Origin of the sequence: Micromonospora sp. NPDC051296 (assembly GCF_040682255.1) — a bacterium.
GTDB lineage: Bacteria > Actinomycetota > Actinomycetes > Mycobacteriales > Micromonosporaceae > Micromonospora > Micromonospora craterilacus.
Map to the genome: position 1 here is coordinate 1 of NZ_JBFBAO010000138.1, position 15,864 is coordinate 15,864.

Annotated in this window: 15 protein-coding genes; 8 read left to right on the forward strand and 7 right to left on the reverse strand. The window is 72.1% G+C overall.

The window, feature by feature from the left end; genetic code table 11:
• Nucleotides 1-294 precede the first annotated feature (294 nt).
• Together AB0M52_RS16455 and AB0M52_RS16460 are read left to right on the forward strand one after the other, a co-directional pair.
• A complete protein-coding gene (locus AB0M52_RS16455; RefSeq protein WP_363954006.1) occupies nucleotides 295-1,026 on the forward strand; it encodes a 4'-phosphopantetheinyl transferase superfamily protein in 732 nt (243 codons plus the stop codon).
• Nucleotides 1,026-2,708 carry an MFS transporter gene (locus AB0M52_RS16460; protein ID WP_363954008.1) on the forward strand — a complete coding sequence of 561 codons (1,683 nt, stop codon included), beginning with the start codon at nucleotides 1,026-1,028 and terminating at the stop codon, nucleotides 2,706-2,708. Before AB0M52_RS16455 ends, AB0M52_RS16460 begins: the two co-directional genes overlap by 1 nt.
• 90 nt (nucleotides 2,709-2,798) lie before the next feature.
• Here AB0M52_RS16460 and AB0M52_RS16465 read toward each other — a convergent pair whose 3' ends face one another.
• From AB0M52_RS16465 to AB0M52_RS16475, 3 genes are all read right to left on the reverse strand, one after another.
• The gene (locus AB0M52_RS16465) at nucleotides 2,799-3,221 is read right to left on the reverse strand and encodes a VOC family protein (RefSeq protein WP_363954010.1); all 423 of its coding nucleotides are present in this window, start codon (nucleotides 3,219-3,221) and stop codon (nucleotides 2,799-2,801) included.
• Nucleotides 3,222-3,327: 106 nt separating this feature from the next.
• The gene (locus tag AB0M52_RS16470) at nucleotides 3,328-3,738 is read right to left on the reverse strand and encodes a VOC family protein (protein WP_363954012.1); all 411 of its coding nucleotides are present in this window, start codon (nucleotides 3,736-3,738) and stop codon (nucleotides 3,328-3,330) included.
• Between the two features lie 80 nt (nucleotides 3,739-3,818).
• Nucleotides 3,819-5,027 carry a cytochrome P450 gene (locus AB0M52_RS16475; protein WP_363954014.1) on the reverse strand — a complete coding sequence of 403 codons (1,209 nt, stop codon included), beginning with the start codon at nucleotides 5,025-5,027 and terminating at the stop codon, nucleotides 3,819-3,821.
• A gap of 173 nt (nucleotides 5,028-5,200) precedes the next feature.
• On the opposite strand from AB0M52_RS16475, the gene AB0M52_RS16480 reads away from it, so the two are divergent.
• Entirely contained in the window at nucleotides 5,201-6,460 is a 1,260-nt protein-coding gene (locus AB0M52_RS16480; protein WP_363954034.1) for a condensation domain-containing protein, read from the forward strand.
• Nucleotides 6,461-6,763: 303 nt separating this feature from the next.
• Here AB0M52_RS16480 and AB0M52_RS16485 read toward each other — a convergent pair whose 3' ends face one another.
• Nucleotides 6,764-7,177 (reverse strand): hypothetical protein, encoded by a 414-nt coding sequence (locus AB0M52_RS16485; protein ID WP_363954016.1) that lies wholly within the window; start codon nucleotides 7,175-7,177, stop codon nucleotides 6,764-6,766.
• A 494-nt stretch (nucleotides 7,178-7,671) separates the two neighbouring features.
• Between AB0M52_RS16485 and AB0M52_RS16490 the strand changes: the two genes are divergently transcribed.
• A complete protein-coding gene (locus AB0M52_RS16490; protein ID WP_363954018.1) occupies nucleotides 7,672-8,868 on the forward strand; it encodes a cytochrome P450 in 1,197 nt (398 codons plus the stop codon).
• A 48-nt stretch (nucleotides 8,869-8,916) separates the two neighbouring features.
• Here AB0M52_RS16490 and AB0M52_RS16495 read toward each other — a convergent pair whose 3' ends face one another.
• Together AB0M52_RS16495 and AB0M52_RS16500 are read right to left on the reverse strand one after the other, a co-directional pair.
• The gene (locus tag AB0M52_RS16495) at nucleotides 8,917-9,936 is read right to left on the reverse strand and encodes a methyltransferase (protein WP_363954020.1); all 1,020 of its coding nucleotides are present in this window, start codon (nucleotides 9,934-9,936) and stop codon (nucleotides 8,917-8,919) included.
• Nucleotide 9,937: 1 nt separating this feature from the next.
• Nucleotides 9,938-10,903: a ferritin-like domain-containing protein gene (locus tag AB0M52_RS16500; protein WP_363954022.1), complete on the reverse strand. Its 966-nt coding sequence runs from the start codon at nucleotides 10,901-10,903 to the stop codon at nucleotides 9,938-9,940.
• Nucleotides 10,904-10,962: 59 nt separating this feature from the next.
• Between AB0M52_RS16500 and AB0M52_RS16505 the strand changes: the two genes are divergently transcribed.
• The 4 genes from AB0M52_RS16505 (at nucleotide 10,963) to AB0M52_RS16520 (ending at nucleotide 14,514) form a co-directional block, all read left to right on the forward strand.
• Nucleotides 10,963-12,288 (forward strand): condensation domain-containing protein, encoded by a 1,326-nt coding sequence (locus AB0M52_RS16505; RefSeq protein WP_363954024.1) that lies wholly within the window; start codon nucleotides 10,963-10,965, stop codon nucleotides 12,286-12,288.
• 116 nt (nucleotides 12,289-12,404) lie between these two features.
• Nucleotides 12,405-13,517, forward strand: a complete 1,113-nt coding sequence (locus AB0M52_RS16510; protein ID WP_363954026.1) for an LLM class flavin-dependent oxidoreductase — start codon at nucleotides 12,405-12,407, stop codon at nucleotides 13,515-13,517.
• The gene (locus tag AB0M52_RS16515) at nucleotides 13,514-14,185 is read left to right on the forward strand and encodes an NAD(P)H-dependent oxidoreductase (RefSeq protein WP_363954028.1); all 672 of its coding nucleotides are present in this window, start codon (nucleotides 13,514-13,516) and stop codon (nucleotides 14,183-14,185) included. Before AB0M52_RS16510 ends, AB0M52_RS16515 begins: the two co-directional genes overlap by 4 nt.
• A 29-nt stretch (nucleotides 14,186-14,214) precedes the next feature.
• On the forward strand, nucleotides 14,215-14,514 hold the full coding sequence (locus AB0M52_RS16520) for an acyl carrier protein (protein WP_363954030.1): 300 nt from the start codon (nucleotides 14,215-14,217) through the stop codon (nucleotides 14,512-14,514).
• A gap of 492 nt (nucleotides 14,515-15,006) precedes the next feature.
• Here AB0M52_RS16520 and AB0M52_RS16525 read toward each other — a convergent pair.
• The coding region (locus AB0M52_RS16525) for a class I SAM-dependent methyltransferase (protein WP_363954032.1) at nucleotides 15,007-15,864 on the reverse strand (858 nt) is incomplete at its 5' end.

Below are 15,864 nucleotides of genomic sequence, written 5' to 3' on the forward strand. Positions count from 1 at the left end.
AGGTCGGCGTCGTCGGCGACCGTGCCGGGTGGTTCGCCGAGGACCGCCGCGATGTCGTCCCGCATGCCGTCCCGGGTGAAGGGTCGCGTGTGTTCGGCCTCAACGCCCAATCTGGGTCTCCCCTGTCCGACGGAGTCCTCGCGTCACTCCCACACGAGTCTGTGCCGACGCCAAGGTAACAAGCGAGCCCGGGTACGTACAGTAGAAAGAACAATCTACTTACAATAAGCTCCACACACGACGAGCGACGATCGGTCGGGCTCACCAGTGACCGGCGGAGAGGTGGGATCCGCGATGGCGACCGGCCTACCCGTCGAGGGCACCTGCCAGGTCTGGTGGACTCCGGTCGCGCTCCCGGACGAACCCGCCCTGCACGCTCTGCTCGCCGCCGGGGAACGCCGCCGGCACGCGGAGTTCGGCGATCCGCACGGACGCGCGGCGTACCTCACCGCGCGGGCGGTGACCCGGCTGGTGCTCGCCGGCATGCTCGGCACCCCGACGTCCGAACTCGACTTCGCGGCGGTCTGCCGGCAGTGCGGCGGGCCGCACGGCAAGCCGGTGCTGCGTTCACCATCGGCGCCGGTGACGTTCTCCGTCTCGCACTCCGGGCGGTGGTGCGTGGTGGCGTTCACCGTGCGGACCGAGATCGGCGTCGACGTCGAACGGATCGCGCTGCGCGGCGGCACGCTCCCGCTGCGCGCCCTGGCCCCGACCGAACGGGTGGTGGTCACCGGCCCGGGTGTCCGGGACCGGACGACCGCCTTCGTCCGGTACTGGACCAGGAAGGAGGCGCTGCTCAAGGCGACCGGCGACGGGCTGAGCATCGACCCGGCGACGATCACCGTGACCGGGCCGGACCAGCCGGCCGCCCTGCTGCGCTGGGACGGCGCGCCCGCCCCGGCCGACCCACCACACCTCACCGACCTGGCGGCACCCACCGGGTACGCCGCCGCGCTGGCCGGTCTCGGCCGGCCGCTTGTCGTGTCCTACCACGACGGCGGAGCACTTCTCAGGAAAGGGATCTGATGTCTGACGACACCCGCACGGTGGCGGCGCCCGCGCCGGCCCCGGCGCCGCCCGACGAGTTCGTCCCCCCGATCACCGGCCGCAAGCGCACCCTCGCCCTCGTCGTGGTGCTCACCGGGTTCGTCCTGGACCTGCTCGACATCACCATCGTCAACGTGGCGCTGCCGTCCATCCGCGACGGCATCAACGCCACCGCCTCCACCATGCAGTGGCTGGTGGCCGGGTACGCGCTCGCCTTCGCCTCGACCCTGATCATCTCCGGCCGGCTCGGCGACATCGTCGGGGTACGCCGGATGTTCCTGATCGGCGTCGCCGGCTTCACCTTCACCTCGCTGCTCGCCGGCATCGCCCAGACGCCCGAGCAGCTGATCGTGCTGCGCTTCCTGCAGGGTGCGATGGGCGCGGTGATGGTGCCGCAGGTCTACACCCTCATCCAGCTGCTCTACGCGCCGAAGGAACGCGGCAAGGCGTTCGCCGCGATGAGCGCGGCGCTGGCCTTCGGCACGGTCGGCGGCCCACTGGTCGGCGCGCTGCTGACCACCGCCAACGTGGCCGGCCTGGGCTGGCGGTCGATCTTCCTGGTCAACGTCCCGATCGGCATCGCCGCCTTCTTCGCCGCGCGGGCTCTGCTGCCCGAGTCGGAGCGTAACCGCCGGGACCGGCTCGACCTGGTCGGCGCGGCACTGATCACGGTGGCGGTGCTGCTGATCGTCTACCCGCTGGTGCAGGGTCGCGAGCAGGACTGGCCCGTCTGGACGTACGCCAGCATGGCCGGCGGCCTGGCCGTCTTCGCGGTGTTCGTGCTGCACCAGCGGGCCCGTACCGAGTCGCCGCTGGTGCCGATGTCGCTGTTCCGGCACCGCTCGTTCAATTCCGGTCTGGTGGTGGTCTTCCTCTTCCAGGGCGCGGTGATGTCGTTCTTCCTGGTCATCACGATCTACCTACAGATCGGCGTCGGCTTCAGCATCCTGCGCGCCGGCCTGTCCGGGCTGCCCTGGGACATCGCCGTGCCGCTGCTCGGCTGGCTCTCCGCCCGGGCGATCACGCCCAAGCTCGGCCGGGTCGGCCTGCAGATCGGGCTGCTGCTGCTGATCGCCAGCATGTTCTGGTTCATGTGGGTCATCCACGCCACCCCGCAGGTCTCCATCTGGCAGCTGCTCGCGCCGATGTTCGTCGGTGGCGCCGGCATGGGCATGACCTTCCCGCCGCTGATGGGCTACTCGCTGCACGACGTGCCGGGCGAACAGGCCGGATCCGCCTCCGGGGTGGTCAACGCCAACTACCAGATCGGTGTCACCCTGGGCATCGCGGCGTGCGGCACGCTGTTCTTCAGCCTGCTGGCCGTCCAGGCGCCGGCGGCGGTAGACGACGTGGCGCCGCGGCTGCGCGCCGACCTGGTCGCCACGGGCGTCTCGGACGCCCAGGCCGGCCAGATCAGCGAACGGTTCCGCGACTGCCTCACCACCCAGCTCCATGCGGCGGATCCGACGCTGCGCCCGGCCGGCTGCGACAGCGTGAGCCTGGCCGCCGGCAGCGGGGACACCACCGCCCGGGTCATCGAGGAGCGGGCGTTCGAGACCAGTCAGGTCAGTTTCCAGCGGGCGATGGTCGGCACGCTCTGGTACAGCGTGATCAGCTTCGCCCTGGCCCTGCTGGGCAGCTTCCTGCTGCCCCGCCGCTGAGCGGTCCATTTACCACGCGGCTCCGGTGCCACCGTCACCGGTGGCACCGAAGCCGCGTTTGGAAGTCCGCTCTGATACCCAGGTCGGGACTCAGCCCAGGGCGGTCCGGTAGGTCGCGAAGGTCCAGACGTGGCCCTGCGGGTCGCGGCAGGTGAACTCGTACGAGTCGTGCGGCTTGCTCTCGGGGGCGAGCAGGATCTCGGCGCCCCCGGCGACCGCCCGGTCGTGCAGCGCGTCCACCTCGGTGTCGGTCTCGACCCGCACGAACGTGCCGGCGGACGCGGCGCCGAGGGCCAGCGGCTCGCCGAGGCGCAGCCCGTCGTTGGCCGGGTTGATCATGATCAGCCCGTGGTCACCGATACGCAGCTCGGCGTGGTACACGTTGCCCGCCCCGTCGTCGAAGACGGCCAGCGAGGTGAAGCCGAAGGTGTTCACCAGCCAGTCGATGGCCTTCGCCGGGTTCTGGTACGCGATGTACGGTGCGACGGTGGGCGGGACGGAGGAATCGGCCATGGGTCACTCCTCGGAGTCGATGCTGCGGATTCAGGATGAGCAATCACTCTATGTGCTCTTCGCGTCCGGCCGGGAACGAAGCGGCGAACGATCTGTCGACTAGTCGTCAGTCGAGCTTCGGCGCGTAGCTGCCGAAGCCCCACAGGTGACCCTCGAAGTCCCGCACCACGTACTCCCGGGAGCCGTAGTCCGTGTCGGTCAACGGCATGACCACCTCGGCGCCGGCCGCGACCGCCCGGTCGTGGTGCGCGTCGACCGCGTCGCCGACGTGCACGTACACGCCCTGGCTGGTGAACGGCAGGTCACGCGGGCTGCCCATGGGCAGGCTCGACGAGCCGGCCGGACCGAGCTGGAAGGTGCCGATGCCCCAACGCAGCTCGGCGTGCACGACCTGGCCCTCGCCGCCAGTGGTGGTCTCCAGCACCTCGAAGCCGAAGGCGACGCACAGCCAGTCGATCGCGGCGCCCGGATCCTGATAACGCAGGAAGGGGATGATGGGCGCGACCACATCGGACATGAAGATCCTCCAGTTGTCGACAAACAACACCACACCCTACCCGCAGACACTCCCGGTGAGCACAGTCGACACCGCGCGGGTCAGCGGGCCCGGACCGCCAACGGCAGCCGGTCGTACGAACGCAGGCTGGCGTGCCGGCGCCGCACCGGCGGCGCGGCCGGCCCGAGGAGCTCCACCGCGCCCACCAGCCGCTCGAAGACGACCACCGACATCAGCCGGGCCAACGCGGTGCCGAGGCAGTGGTGCAGGCCGCCACCGAAGCCGAGGTGCGGATTGGGGTCACGCCCGACGTCGAGGCGCTCGGCGTCGGCGAACACCGTGGCGTCCCGGTTGGCCGCGCCGAGCAGCAGCAGCACCGTCCGCCCGGCCCGGATCTTGACACCGGCCACCTCGACCGGTTCGCGGGCCACCCGGATCACGTTCTGGATCGGCGCGTCGTACCGCAGGAACTCCTCCACCGCCGAGGGCACCAGCGCCGGGTCGGCGCGCAGCCGGCGCAGCTGCTCCGGATGGTCGAGCAGCGCGGCGACCCCGTTGGAGACCAGGCCCATGGTGGTCTCGAACCCGGCGTGGAACAGAAAGAGCATGTTGTCCACGAAGTCCGCCACCGCCAGCCGGTCGGTGGCGGACTCCTCCCAGTACATCCCGGCCAGCGTCGGCCCGCCCGGGCTGTCGCGCCGTACCGACAGCAGCTCGGCCAGGTAGTCGTGCAGCCAGGGCAGCGCCGCGTTGATGTCCCGCAGGTCGGCCGGGGTGAGGTTGGCCGCGTCGAAGACCTTGGCCAGCGAGATGACCCGGGTCAGCACCTCCGGTCGGTCCTCCATCGGGATACCGATCAGGTCGCACACCACCCCGACCGGCAGCGGCACCGCCAGCTCGGTCACCACGTCGAGACGGCCGCGGTCCAGGGCGGGTTCCAGCAGCGCGTCGGCCGCCGCGCCGATCTGCCCGGCCAGCCGGCGCACCACCGGGGTGCCCAGCGCCCGGCCGATGAACCGCCGCAGTCGGGTGTGCTCCGGTGGGGTGCGGGTGAGCACGATCCGGTTCAGGAACTCCACGCCCGGGCCGTCGCCGAGGGTGAGCCGGGTGTACTCCGGTGGCATCCGGCTCTCCAGCCGGTGGTCCCGCAGCAGGGTGGACACCACCGCGTGCCCGGTGACCAGCCACTGGCCCAGCTCCGCCCGGGACAGCGGGCCCCGGGCGCGCAACTCGGCGTAGGCCGGGTAGGGGTCGTCCTGGGTCGCCAGGAACGCCGCGGACAGGTGGGGACGCGCGGTGTCGGCTCGCATGGAAAGAACTATCCGGGAGTACGCGCCGGTCGACAAGACCCGACATACGTCATCGCCGTACGGGGCGGCGGCTGGGCTGGGCCGTCGACACTGTCGACACCTGTCGTGTCGTGTTCTAGGCTCACCACGTGCGTGACGAACCCGCTTCCGTCGGTCAACGTCTCCTGGCCCTGATGGACCACTACCGTGGCCGGGACAGCGCCCTGAACGAGCAGGTCCTGTGGCGCCTGCGCGGCCCGTACGACCACGAGGCGATGACCCGGGCGGTCGCCGCCCTCAGCGCGCGGCACGAGCCGTTGCGGACCACCTACCCGCACGGCCGGCGGCTGCGCCAGCGGATCCACGAACCACGACCGGTGCCGGTGCCGCTCACCGACGTGTCGGCCGAGCCCGACCCGGCCGCCGCCGCCCGCCGGATCGTGGCCACCGAGGTGGCCACCGGGGTCGACGCCTCGGTGTGGCCGCTGCGGCCGGTGGTGGTCCGGATCGACCCGCAGCACCACCTGGTGGCGCTCACCCTGCACCACTACTGCTCCGACGACTACTCCAACGCCCTGCTGGCCCGGGATCTGCGCGCCCTGTACGCCGCGGAGACCGGCGAGCCGGCCGACCTGCCCGTACCGCAGTGGCAGTACGCGCAATGGGCCCGCTGGCAGTCCGAGCAGCTCTCCGGGGCGAACCTGGAGCGGCTCACGGAGTACTGGACCGGCAAGCTCAGCGGCGCCCGCCTGGTGGAGCTGCCCGCCCGCCGGTCGCGTCCGGTGCCCGACGGCGAGCCGCCGTGGATCTCCGTCGAGCATTACGTCGACGCGGAGACCACCGCCGGCCTGCGGCAGCTCGCCCGCCGGCACCGCACCACGTTGTTCCCGGTGACCCTGGCGGTGTTCTACGCGCTGCTGCACACCGAGACCCGCGCCGACGACCTCACGGTGGCCTCGCTGTTCGCCAACCGCACACAGCCGCAGGTCCGCGACACCGTGGGCTTCTTCGCCAGCATGGTGCTGCTGCGCGAACGCGTCACGCCGGGCACCACCCTGAGCGAGCTGATCGCGCAGACCCGCACCACCGTGATGGCGGCGATGCGCCACCAGGATCTGCCCCACCAGCTGCTCCCGCCGGACACCGTGGCCGGTGGCACCGGGCGCACCGACGACGTGCTGTTCCAGCTGCTGGGCGGGCTGATGACCCGGGCCGACATGGCCGGCGAGGAGCTCGACGACATGGAGGCCCAGCTGGAGCGGCGGCGCTTCGCGCTGGAGTTCGTGGTGGTGCCGCAGGGCGACACGCTCTCCGCACTGCTGCTCTGCTCGCGCGCCGAGTTCGATCCGGCCTGGGCGGACGCCTTCGTCCGCGACTACGTCAGCCTGGTCCGGCGTGCGGTCACCGACGCCGACGTCCCGCTCGCCGAGCTGCGCGCCGCTCCGATCAGCTGAGCGGACCCCGTCCACCGGGGTGCCGGCCGCGCCACAGTCGGATAACAGTCAACGCCGCACCATTAATTGAGTCGGCAAATAACGGCGTCGCCCGAGGTCACCGTATTGAGGAATTTCCCAGGCTGTCATACGGCTGTCACTTGGGACTGCAAATTGCATCCGCCTCGACATGGGCGACAATCCGGTTAAGCGTTCGGAATCGGACCGATTCGACCAATATATTTCTCCGGGGGAAGGTCCGGGGTCGGTCGGCCCCCTACCGACCCGACCACCGGCCTGCCTGAGCCCCCCGGAGGGCGCTGGTCAACCCCGGCTGCGACCGGCCAGCGGGCCGGGACACCAGCGCACCACGCGCGCCTCGGAGACCACCGGATGGGCCCTGCGCCGGCGCACCACCGGCCTGAGCTGCCGGCGCATCATGCGCCCGATCTGCTCCGACGCCGCGACCCGCCCACCGACGTGCCGCTCCAGCATCGCCCGCTCCGCACCGCACCGCACGACCACCGCGGCACCCGCCGCGCTGGCACCGGCGGCCACGTCCACCAGGGAGGCGAACCCCACCTCGTCGACGGCGGTCACCTCGGTCAGATCCAGCTCGACGCGATCCGGCCGCGAGTCGACGTGGTCCAGCATGTACTCGGCCACCCGGGTAACGTACCCGGCGGTGCTCCGGTCGACGCTGCCGCTGACCGAAATCGCGACGGCGGTTTGGCTCACTCTACGGGCCTTGACCATCGGCAACACTATTCCCCCCTCCTGCTGGTGTTACACCCTAGAGCGCACGTACACGGCCTGGGAATGACCGATCGGCTTCAATACTGGGACGTCCGCGTGCTATCTCTCCCGATCAATTCTGATAGGCGAGGATGCAGGTGACTTTCCGTGTTTTCACCGGAGAATCTCCTGACCCGCCCGCCCCGGCCCGGCGCCGGCCCACCGCCCGGCGATGAGCAGCACCTTTGGTCGAGGCCACCGACGCCGATCGATCCGGGCCAGCGGGTCGACGCCCGGAGGCCGGAGCCGATCAACGCCGATCCGACCCGTTGGCGTGACGGCCTGTGATCATCTAGGCACTGGCCCGGTCAGGTTGACAAAGTCGGCGGAACCCTTGACACGGCCCGGATCGGCGGGGCACAAAAGACACCCGTGGATGTGTGGTGTGTCCTCATGCCACCCTTGCCTGCGCGACGAACCCAACACACACTAGACAGATGAGCGCACCGGCCCTGGCACCACGCTTCGACGCCCTGGACCCGAACGTCGTCGAGGATCCCTACCCCGAGTACGCACGCCTGCGCGCCGCCGGGCCGCTGTGCCGGATCGGGCCGGGCAGCTGGGGCGTCACCCGCCTCGCCGACGTCACCGCGTTGCAACACGACCCGCGACTGGGCAGCGAATTCCCCGCCGGTTACCACGAGGTGTCGGTGGGCGACGGGCCGGCGAGCGCGTTCTTCCAGCGGATCATGCTCTACCGCGACCCGCCGGACCACGTCCGGCTGCGCCGGCTGATGAGCCGGGCGTTCAGCCCGGCGGTCGTCCGCCAGCTGCGCTCCTACGTCGAGGAGCTGGTCGACGAGCTGCTCGTCCCGGCCCTGGCCGCCGGCCGGATGGACCTGGTGCCCGAGCTGGCGTACCCGCTGCCGGTCCGGGTGGTCTGCCGGCTGATGGGCATCCCGCCGGAGTCCACCGAGGACGTGCGCCGCCATGCGATGAACCTCGGCCGGGCGTTCACCGCGGTGGTCCCCGAGCACGCCCGTGCGGAGGCCGACGTGGCCGTCCGGTGGCTGCGCGAGCACATCGGCGCGCTGCTCGACCAGCGCCGGGCCCGCCGGGGTGACGACCTGCTCTCCCGGCTGCTCGACGCCGAGGAGTCCGGCGACACCCTCAGCCACGACGAGATCGTCGACAACACGGTCTTCTCCTTTTTCGCCGGCTTCGAGACCACCGTGCACATGATCACCACCGGCGCGGCCGCCCTGCTGAACCACCCCGACCAGCTTGACCGGCTGCGCGCCGACCGGACGCTGGTCGGCACCGCCGTCGACGAGTTCCTGCGCTGGGACGCGCCGATCCAGGGCACCGCGCGATACGTCCGCGAGCCGATCGAGATCGGCGGGCGTACCGTCCGGCGGGGTCGGGTGCTGGTGCTGATGATCGGCTCGGCGAACCACGACGAGCGTCGCTTCCACCGGCCCGACCGGCTGGACGTGGGCCGGGCGGACAACCCGCACGTCACCTTCGGCGGCGGCGCCCACCTGTGCCTGGGCGCCTTCCTGGCCCGGATGGAGGGAGCCGTGGTCTTCGACCGGCTGGCCCGCCTCGCCGTGCTGGAGCCTGACGGCCCGACCGTACGCGAGCGGGACACCCCGTTCCGGGCGTACGCCTCGGTCCCGGTCCGGATCGGCTGACCGCACCCGCCCCGGGCCGGCGCGGCCTACCGCCGGGCCGGCGTGGGCTCAGTCGACCGGCACGGCCTCCAGCACGGTCAGGGTGGGCGAGCCGATGACCTGGGTCAGCCGCAGCCCGACCCGCTCCAGCAGCCGGCCGGTCTCGTCTTCGCCGCGGTGCGCGCCACCGGTGAGCACCATCGCGTGCACGTCGAACAGCTTCGCCATGTCGAAGGTGTCCCCGGGCGGCAGCACGGCCTCCAGCAGCACCAGCCGCGAGTCGGGCCGCATGGCGGCCCGGACGTTGCCGAGGATGCGCGCGGCTTCGTCGTCGTCGAACCCGGGCAGCACCGTCTTGAGCAGGTAGCCGTCGCCGCCGGCGGGCACCGCGTCGAAGGCGTCGCCGGGCACCACCTCGCAGCGGTCGGTCACCCCCGCCTCGGCCAGCACCTTGGCCGCGCCCGCCACCACGTGCGGCAGGTCGAACAGCACGCCGCGGACCGCGGGGAAGCGGGTGAGCAGGCCGGCCAGGAAGCCACCGGTGCCGCCACCGACGTCGACCAGGGTGCCGAACCGACGCCACGGGTACGCCCCGAGCACGGTGCGCAGGTGCAGCCGGTTGACGCTGCGCATCCAGTCGTCGACCCGCGCGCTCTCCTCCGGATGCCCGGCGAGGTACGCCCAGTAGCCCTGACCGTGCACGTGGTCGAAGGCCGGTTCCCCGGTTCGTACCGTGTGCCCGATCGCGGACCAGGCCCGCACGTCGGAGTCGAGCAGGGTGAAGCTGTCCCGCAGCGACATCGGGTGGTCGCCGCGCAGCGGCTCGGCCAGCGGGGTGAGCGCGAACGTCGCGTCGGCGACCTCGGTGAACACGCCCCGGGCGGCGAGCGCGCGCAGCAGGCGCAGCAGCGCGCCGGGATGCGCGCCCGCCGCCCCGGCCAGCTCGACCACCGGCCGTGGCCCGTCGGCGAGCAGGTCGGCGATGCGCAGGTCGCACGCGGCCCGCAGGGCGAACGGGGTGATCTGGTCGCCCAGTTCGCCGAGCCGGACCACGGCGGACAGGTCGAGGCTGCGTCGTGCGGCCGTCATGTCAACGCCCCTTCCGTACCCGCAGCCGCTCTCCGGCGAACTGCAGCAGACCCAGTTTGTCCAGCCCGTTGCGGACCCGGTCGGTCATCAGACCGATCTGGCCGAGCGCGACGGCGACCCGCGAGAAGACCGCCTGTCGATACTTGATCATGAGGTCATGGTGGGTGGCGAAGGCCACCCCCGCGGCGCGGTCGACCTCCAGCCGCCCCCAGATGTCGTCGAGCAGGAAGCGCTGGCGGATCAGCGCCGCCGCGTCGAGGACGAGGTCCTCCCGCTCCGCCCGCTCGGCCGTGGTCAGCTGGTCGTAGAGCCCGCTGAGGGAGAGCACCCCGAAGGTGACGTGCCGTGCCTCGTCGCGGGCCACGAGGTGGGTCAGCTCCTTGATCAGTGGATCGTGGAAGCTGCTGTTGGACAACCGGAACGAGGCCATCGCGATCGCCTCGACCATGATCTGCATGCCCAGCGCGGTGACGTCCCACCGAGAGTCGGACAGGATGTCGGTGAGCAGTTCCCGCAGCGGCGGGGACACCTGGTACGGCTCGGGGATCTTCTCCCGCAGGTACCGGGAGAAGACCTCCACGTGCCGGGCCTCGTCGACCGCCTGGGTGGCCGCGTAGAACTTGCTGTCCAGGTCGGGCACGGTCTCCACCAGCCGGGCGGCGACGATCATGGCGGCCTGCTCGCCGTGCAGGAACTGGCTGACCATCCACGACTGGAACTCCCACCGGAACGCGTCCCAGGCGCGGGGACCGCGCGGCGCGAGCGGCGAGTCGGCGAACGCGGCCATCGCGAAGGCGGAGTCGTCGGGCAGCGGCTCGCCGAACGGCACATGCACCGACCAGTCGACGTCGGAGACCTTCCACTGGGCCGACTTGGCCCGTTCGTAGAGCGCCACCATCCGGGGGTCGGAGGCCTGGTAGTCCCAGGTGAGTGTGGTGTCGACCCGGGCCGGCACGACAAAGCTCATACAACACAACGTACCGATTGAGCTGACCGATGCCAATGGAGTGACGCTATCGTCGCTTCGTGAACATACGACAGACACCAGCTTCCGTGGCCCAGCGTCTGCTCTGGATGATCAAGCATTACCGCGCCGACTTCGGCGCGTTGAGCTGTCCCCTGCTGTGCCGACTGACCGGCGAGGTGGACGCCGACGCGCTGGACACCGCGTTGACCGGGCTCACCGCCCGGCACGAGTCGCTGCGTACCACGTTCACCGGCCGAGGGGCGCGGCTGGCCCAGGTCGTGCACGCGCCGGACCCGGTCGTCGCGCGGCGGGTGGACCTGTCCGACCAGCCGGACCCGGCCACCGCCGCCGACCAGGCGATCCGCGCCGAGCTGCGGACCGGGATCGACCCGACCGGGTGGCCGTCGCGGACCACCCTGTGGCGGCTCGGACCGCGCGAACACGTCCTCTGCCTGAACCTGCACCACCTGGTCACCGACGCCTGGTCCACCGGCATCCTCTTCCGCGACCTCGGCGCGTTCTACGCCCAGGCCACCGGGGCGCCCGCGCCGCTGCCCCCGACCGGCTGGCAGTACACGGAGTTCGTCCGCTGGCAGCAGGACCTGCTCGACGGCGACGGGCTGCGCCGGCACCGGGAGTACTGGCGCCGGCAACTGGCCGACAGCCAACTGCCCGCGCTCGGCTCCCCCGCCACCGAGCCACCCGCCGCCGGCCAGGGCGCGCTCGAGGGCGGACCGGCGACCTCGGACGTGGCGGTGGACCTCGACCGGGAGACCGTGGCCCGACTGCGTGCCCTGGCCCGGACCCAGCGCACCACCCTGTTCTCGGTGCTGCTGGCGGTGTTCTACCACCACCTGCACCGGGTCACCGGCCAGGACGACCTCGCGGTGGCCTCGATGTTCGCCAACCGGTCCCGCCCCGAGCTGCGCGAGACGGTCGGCCTGCTGGCCAACATGGTGCTGCTGCGGGCCCGGGTCGGGCAGGCCGCGACCTTCGCCGACCTGGTCGGGCAGGCGCACGCGGCGGCGATCGGCGCCTTCACCTACCAGGACCTGCCGTACCAGATGCTGCCGCTGGACGCGGTGCACACCGGCGGCCGGCGCGCCGACGACGTGCTGTTCAACGTGATGGCCGAGGTGCGCCACCGGACGGAGGCGGCCGGTGTCGGGTTCGAGCTGCTGGTGCCGCCCGGGCTGGGCAGCCGGTTCCGGTTCGAGCTGGCCGTCGCCCCGGTCGGCCCGGCCGACCTACGCGCCGTCTTCTTCCACACCACCGCCGCGTACACCGAGGCCGAGGCGGCCGCGTTCCTGGCCGGCTACGCCGAGCTGGCCGCCCGGCTGGCCGCCGAACCGACCGCGCCGCTGCGCGCCACCCGGCCCGGCTGACCGACGTCGACAAACGCCAGACAATACGACACTGACGTCACACACTCTTGACACCGCATCCGGCTGCTGAGAGGCTTCGACCAGCCCGACCTGGATGCTGTGACAGGAAGGTCCACATGCCACTTCACCTGCACTGGTTCCTCCCGTCCCACGGTGACGGCCGTGAGGTGGCGAAGACCCCGCAGGGCGCGCCCGTCGACCCGGCGGAGAACATCCGGCGCGCGCCGGACATCGACTACCTGGCTCAGGTCGCCGCCGCCGCCGACCGGTTCGGCTTCGCCGGCGCCCTGGTGCCCACCGGGCTGTTCTGCGAGGACCCCTGGCTGGTGTCGGCGGCTCTCGCCGGCCGGACCCGGCGGCTGATGTTCATGGTCGCGGTACGCCCAGGCTCGGTGTCCCCGGCGGTGGCGGCGCAGATGGCGGCCACCCTGCAGCGCCTGTCCGACGGTCGGCTGCTGCTCAACGTGGTCACCGGCGGCGACCGGGACGAGCAGCTGCGCTACGGCGACTGGCTCGACCACGACCAGCGCTACGCCCGCGCCGACGAGTTCCTCGACATCTTCGCCCGCGCCTGGACGGGTCGGCCGTACGACTTCGAGGGCACCCACTACCAGGTTCGCGCCGGCCGGTTGACCCGGGCACATCCGGTCACGCCACCGGTGTTCCTTGGCGGCTCCTCGGCCGCCGCGCACGAGGTGGCCGCCCGCCACGCCGACGTCTACCTGGCCTGGGGTGAGCCGCCGGAGCCGCTGGCCGCACTGGTGAAGAAGGTCCGCGACCGCGCCGACGCGCAGGGCCGCGAGCTGTCCTACGGCTCCCGGTTCCACGTGATCAGCCGGGACACCGCCGAGGAGGCCTGGGAGGTGGCCCACCGGCTGGTGGCGGGGATGCACCCGGAGACCATCGCCGCGGCGCAGCGGCGGTTCCGGCAGACCGAGTCCGAGGGGCAGCGCCGGATGGCCGCCCTGCACCAGGGCCGCACCGACGACCTCGAGGTGTATCCGAACGTGTGGGCCGGTTACGGGCTGGTCCGGCCGGGTGCCGGCGTCGCGCTGGTCGGCAGCCACGTCGAGGTGGCCGACCGCATCGAGGAGTACCACGCCCTCGGGCTGGACCACCTGATCCTCTCCGGCCAGCCGCATCTGGAGGAGGCGTACACCTTCGGCGAGGGTGTCCTGCCGATCCTGCGGCGCCGAGGGCTGCTGGCCGACCCGGAAGGAGACCGGTGACCGATCTGCGGCAGCACGCGCCAGGGCGGGCGCACCCACCGACGGAGCCACTGTCCGTGCCGGCCACCGTCCTGGTCGGCAATCCCCGGCGGGGGTCGCGCACCCTCACCGTCGCCCGGCACCTGACCGGCGCGCTGCGCGCCGGCCTCGCCGACCTCGGCGTCCACATCGGCGACCCGTACCTGGTCGACCTGGCCGAGCTGGGGGCGGACCTGCCGGCGCGGCTGATCGCCGGCACCACCGCGCACGCGCCCCTGGAACGGGTGCTCGACCGGGTCCGCGGGCCCGGCCTGCTGGTCGTGGTGAGCCCCACCTTCAAGGGCTCCTACACCGGCCTGCTGAAGCTCTTCCTCGACATGCTCCCCCGCGAGGGACTGTCGCCGGGCACGGTCGCGGTGCCGGTGATGACCGCCGGCTGGGCGCAGCACCGCTTCGTCTCCGACGCCCGGCTGCGACCGCTGCTGGTGGAGTTGGGCGCCGTGGTTCCGGTGCGCGGACTGGCGGTGCTGGAGGAGGAGTTCGGCGACCTCGACACCGCGGTCGCCGGTTGGACCGCCGCCGCGGTGCCGGTGCTCGCCGCCGTGCTGCGCAGCTGTCAGACCCCCGCGGTGAGCCCGCCCCGACTCGCGGAAACCGTACCCGTCCATCAACCCGTACAGCTCCGGTGAGCCGGGCGATCCGGAAGGAAGAAGCGACCATGAGTGAGCAGACCCCGACGGTCGTGGGGCCTAAGCAGTCCGACGAGCAGATCCGCGCCCAGGTCCAGGCCATCGTGCTCGACCTGGCGCCCAACCCCGACGGTCTCCGCGACGCGGAGACGGCCCTGGTCCAGGACCTCGGCTTCCACTCGCTGGCCCTGATGGAGCTCGCCTTCGCGCTGGAGGACGAGTTCGACCTCGAACCGATCGACGAGAAGACCGCCCGGTCGATCACCACGCTCGGCACGGTACAGGAGCACGTGCTGCGCCGCATCGCCGAGCGCGAAGCCGGGGCCTGACCCCCGGGCGTCGCCGGGCCGGCCACCACCGCGGGTGGCCGGCCCCTTTCGGGTACCCGGCCGCCGGCCCACCGAACCCGCCGGGCGGCGGATTGCCGAACCCGCCGGGCGGCGGACCGCCGGTGGACCCTCGCTACTCGCCGCTCGATTCGTAACCGTGCGCGACTGCGACCCTGCGTAACGGCGGCCGGTCGTCCCTGTCCACCCCCGCGCATGCTTTGCTCTGCTTCAACCCACGCAATGGCAGCTGACCAGCGACAGCGCACCGGACCAATACCAAGCGCGCGGCAACAGCGGACACAAGCAGTGACCGTTGCGTCGGTTGAAGCAGAGCAAAGGTGGCAAGGGGTAGCGGCTGGTGGCGGGCTGACCAATACCAGCAGTGAGGATCAAGGGCCACCGACCAGAGTTGCCCTCGCGGCTTGACGAAACCCGTAGCGACACCCCCCGTCCGGCGGACCGCCGTGGGCCTGCGGCGCGGGCCGGTGGGGGTCAGCCGATCAGGCGGTAGAGCCGGTGGAACCGGTCGTCGATCGGCAGCTGGGTGACGGCGGCGAAGCCCGCCTCGGCCGCCAGCTCCCGAACGGTCTCCGGGCGCAGCACGGTGCCGGTGCCGGCCGAGGGCTGCTCGCTCAGGCAGGCCGGCAGGCAGTGCAGCACGCTGGTCGCGTACTGGAACCGCTCGATCTCGTCAGCGGGTGCGGCGAACCGCTCGGCCACCCGCGCGTCCAGCACCAGCACGCTGCCGCCGTCGGCGCACAACCGCCGGCAGGCCCGCAGCACCTGCACCGGGCGGGCGATCTCGTGCAGCGCGTCGAAGAGGCAGACCAGGTCGTACTCGCCGGCCAGGTCGGGGTCCGCGGCGTCCCGGGCGGCGAAGGAGACCCGGTCGGTCAGGCCGGCGTCCGTGGCGTGCGCCCGGGCGTCGGCGATCACCGCGGCGTCGATGTCGTACCCGTCGACGGCGATCCGGGGGAAGGCCCGGGCCAGCCCGATGCCCGCCCAGCCGGCGCCGCAGGCCACATCGGCGACCCGGGCCGCCGAGCCGGCCAGCCGGGTGTGGATGTCCGGCGCGTGCCGCCGCAGCCAGCCGGCCAGCTGGTGGGTGAACATGGCCCGGTTGGCGCCGGCGTGGCCCTCGCGCCAGTCGACGCCGTAGACCGCGTCCGGCACCCCGCCGCCGCTGCGGTACGCCGCCAGCAGCGCCGGCAGCGCCGCCGCCACGCCACCCAGCGGCAGTACGGCCAACGCAGCCATCGACACCGGGCTGTCCGAGACGGTCAGCACCTCGGCGTGCGCCACGGGCAGCGCGAACACCCGCTCGTCGGCCGGCAGCGACGCGTCCACGGT

Bases quoted from the DNA above. Each gene is read 5' to 3' on its own strand.
- AB0M52_RS16455 (WP_363954006.1), top strand. From the start codon at position 295: ATGGCGACCGGCCTACCCGTCGAGGGCACCTGCCAGGTCTGGTGGACT.
- AB0M52_RS16460 (WP_363954008.1), top strand. From the start codon at position 1,026: ATGTCTGACGACACCCGCACGGTGGCGGCGCCCGCGCCGGCCCCGGCG.
- AB0M52_RS16465 (WP_363954010.1), bottom strand. From the start codon at position 3,221: ATGGCCGATTCCTCCGTCCCGCCCACCGTCGCACCGTACATCGCGTAC.
- AB0M52_RS16470 (WP_363954012.1), bottom strand. From the start codon at position 3,738: ATGTCCGATGTGGTCGCGCCCATCATCCCCTTCCTGCGTTATCAGGAT.
- AB0M52_RS16475 (WP_363954014.1), bottom strand. From the start codon at position 5,027: ATGCGAGCCGACACCGCGCGTCCCCACCTGTCCGCGGCGTTCCTGGCG.
- AB0M52_RS16480 (WP_363954034.1), top strand. From the start codon at position 5,201: ATGGACCACTACCGTGGCCGGGACAGCGCCCTGAACGAGCAGGTCCTG.
- AB0M52_RS16490 (WP_363954018.1), top strand. From the start codon at position 7,672: ATGAGCGCACCGGCCCTGGCACCACGCTTCGACGCCCTGGACCCGAAC.
- AB0M52_RS16495 (WP_363954020.1), bottom strand. From the start codon at position 9,936: ATGACGGCCGCACGACGCAGCCTCGACCTGTCCGCCGTGGTCCGGCTC.
- AB0M52_RS16500 (WP_363954022.1), bottom strand. From the start codon at position 10,903: ATGAGCTTTGTCGTGCCGGCCCGGGTCGACACCACACTCACCTGGGAC.
- AB0M52_RS16510 (WP_363954026.1), top strand. From the start codon at position 12,405: ATGCCACTTCACCTGCACTGGTTCCTCCCGTCCCACGGTGACGGCCGT.
- AB0M52_RS16520 (WP_363954030.1), top strand. From the start codon at position 14,215: ATGAGTGAGCAGACCCCGACGGTCGTGGGGCCTAAGCAGTCCGACGAG.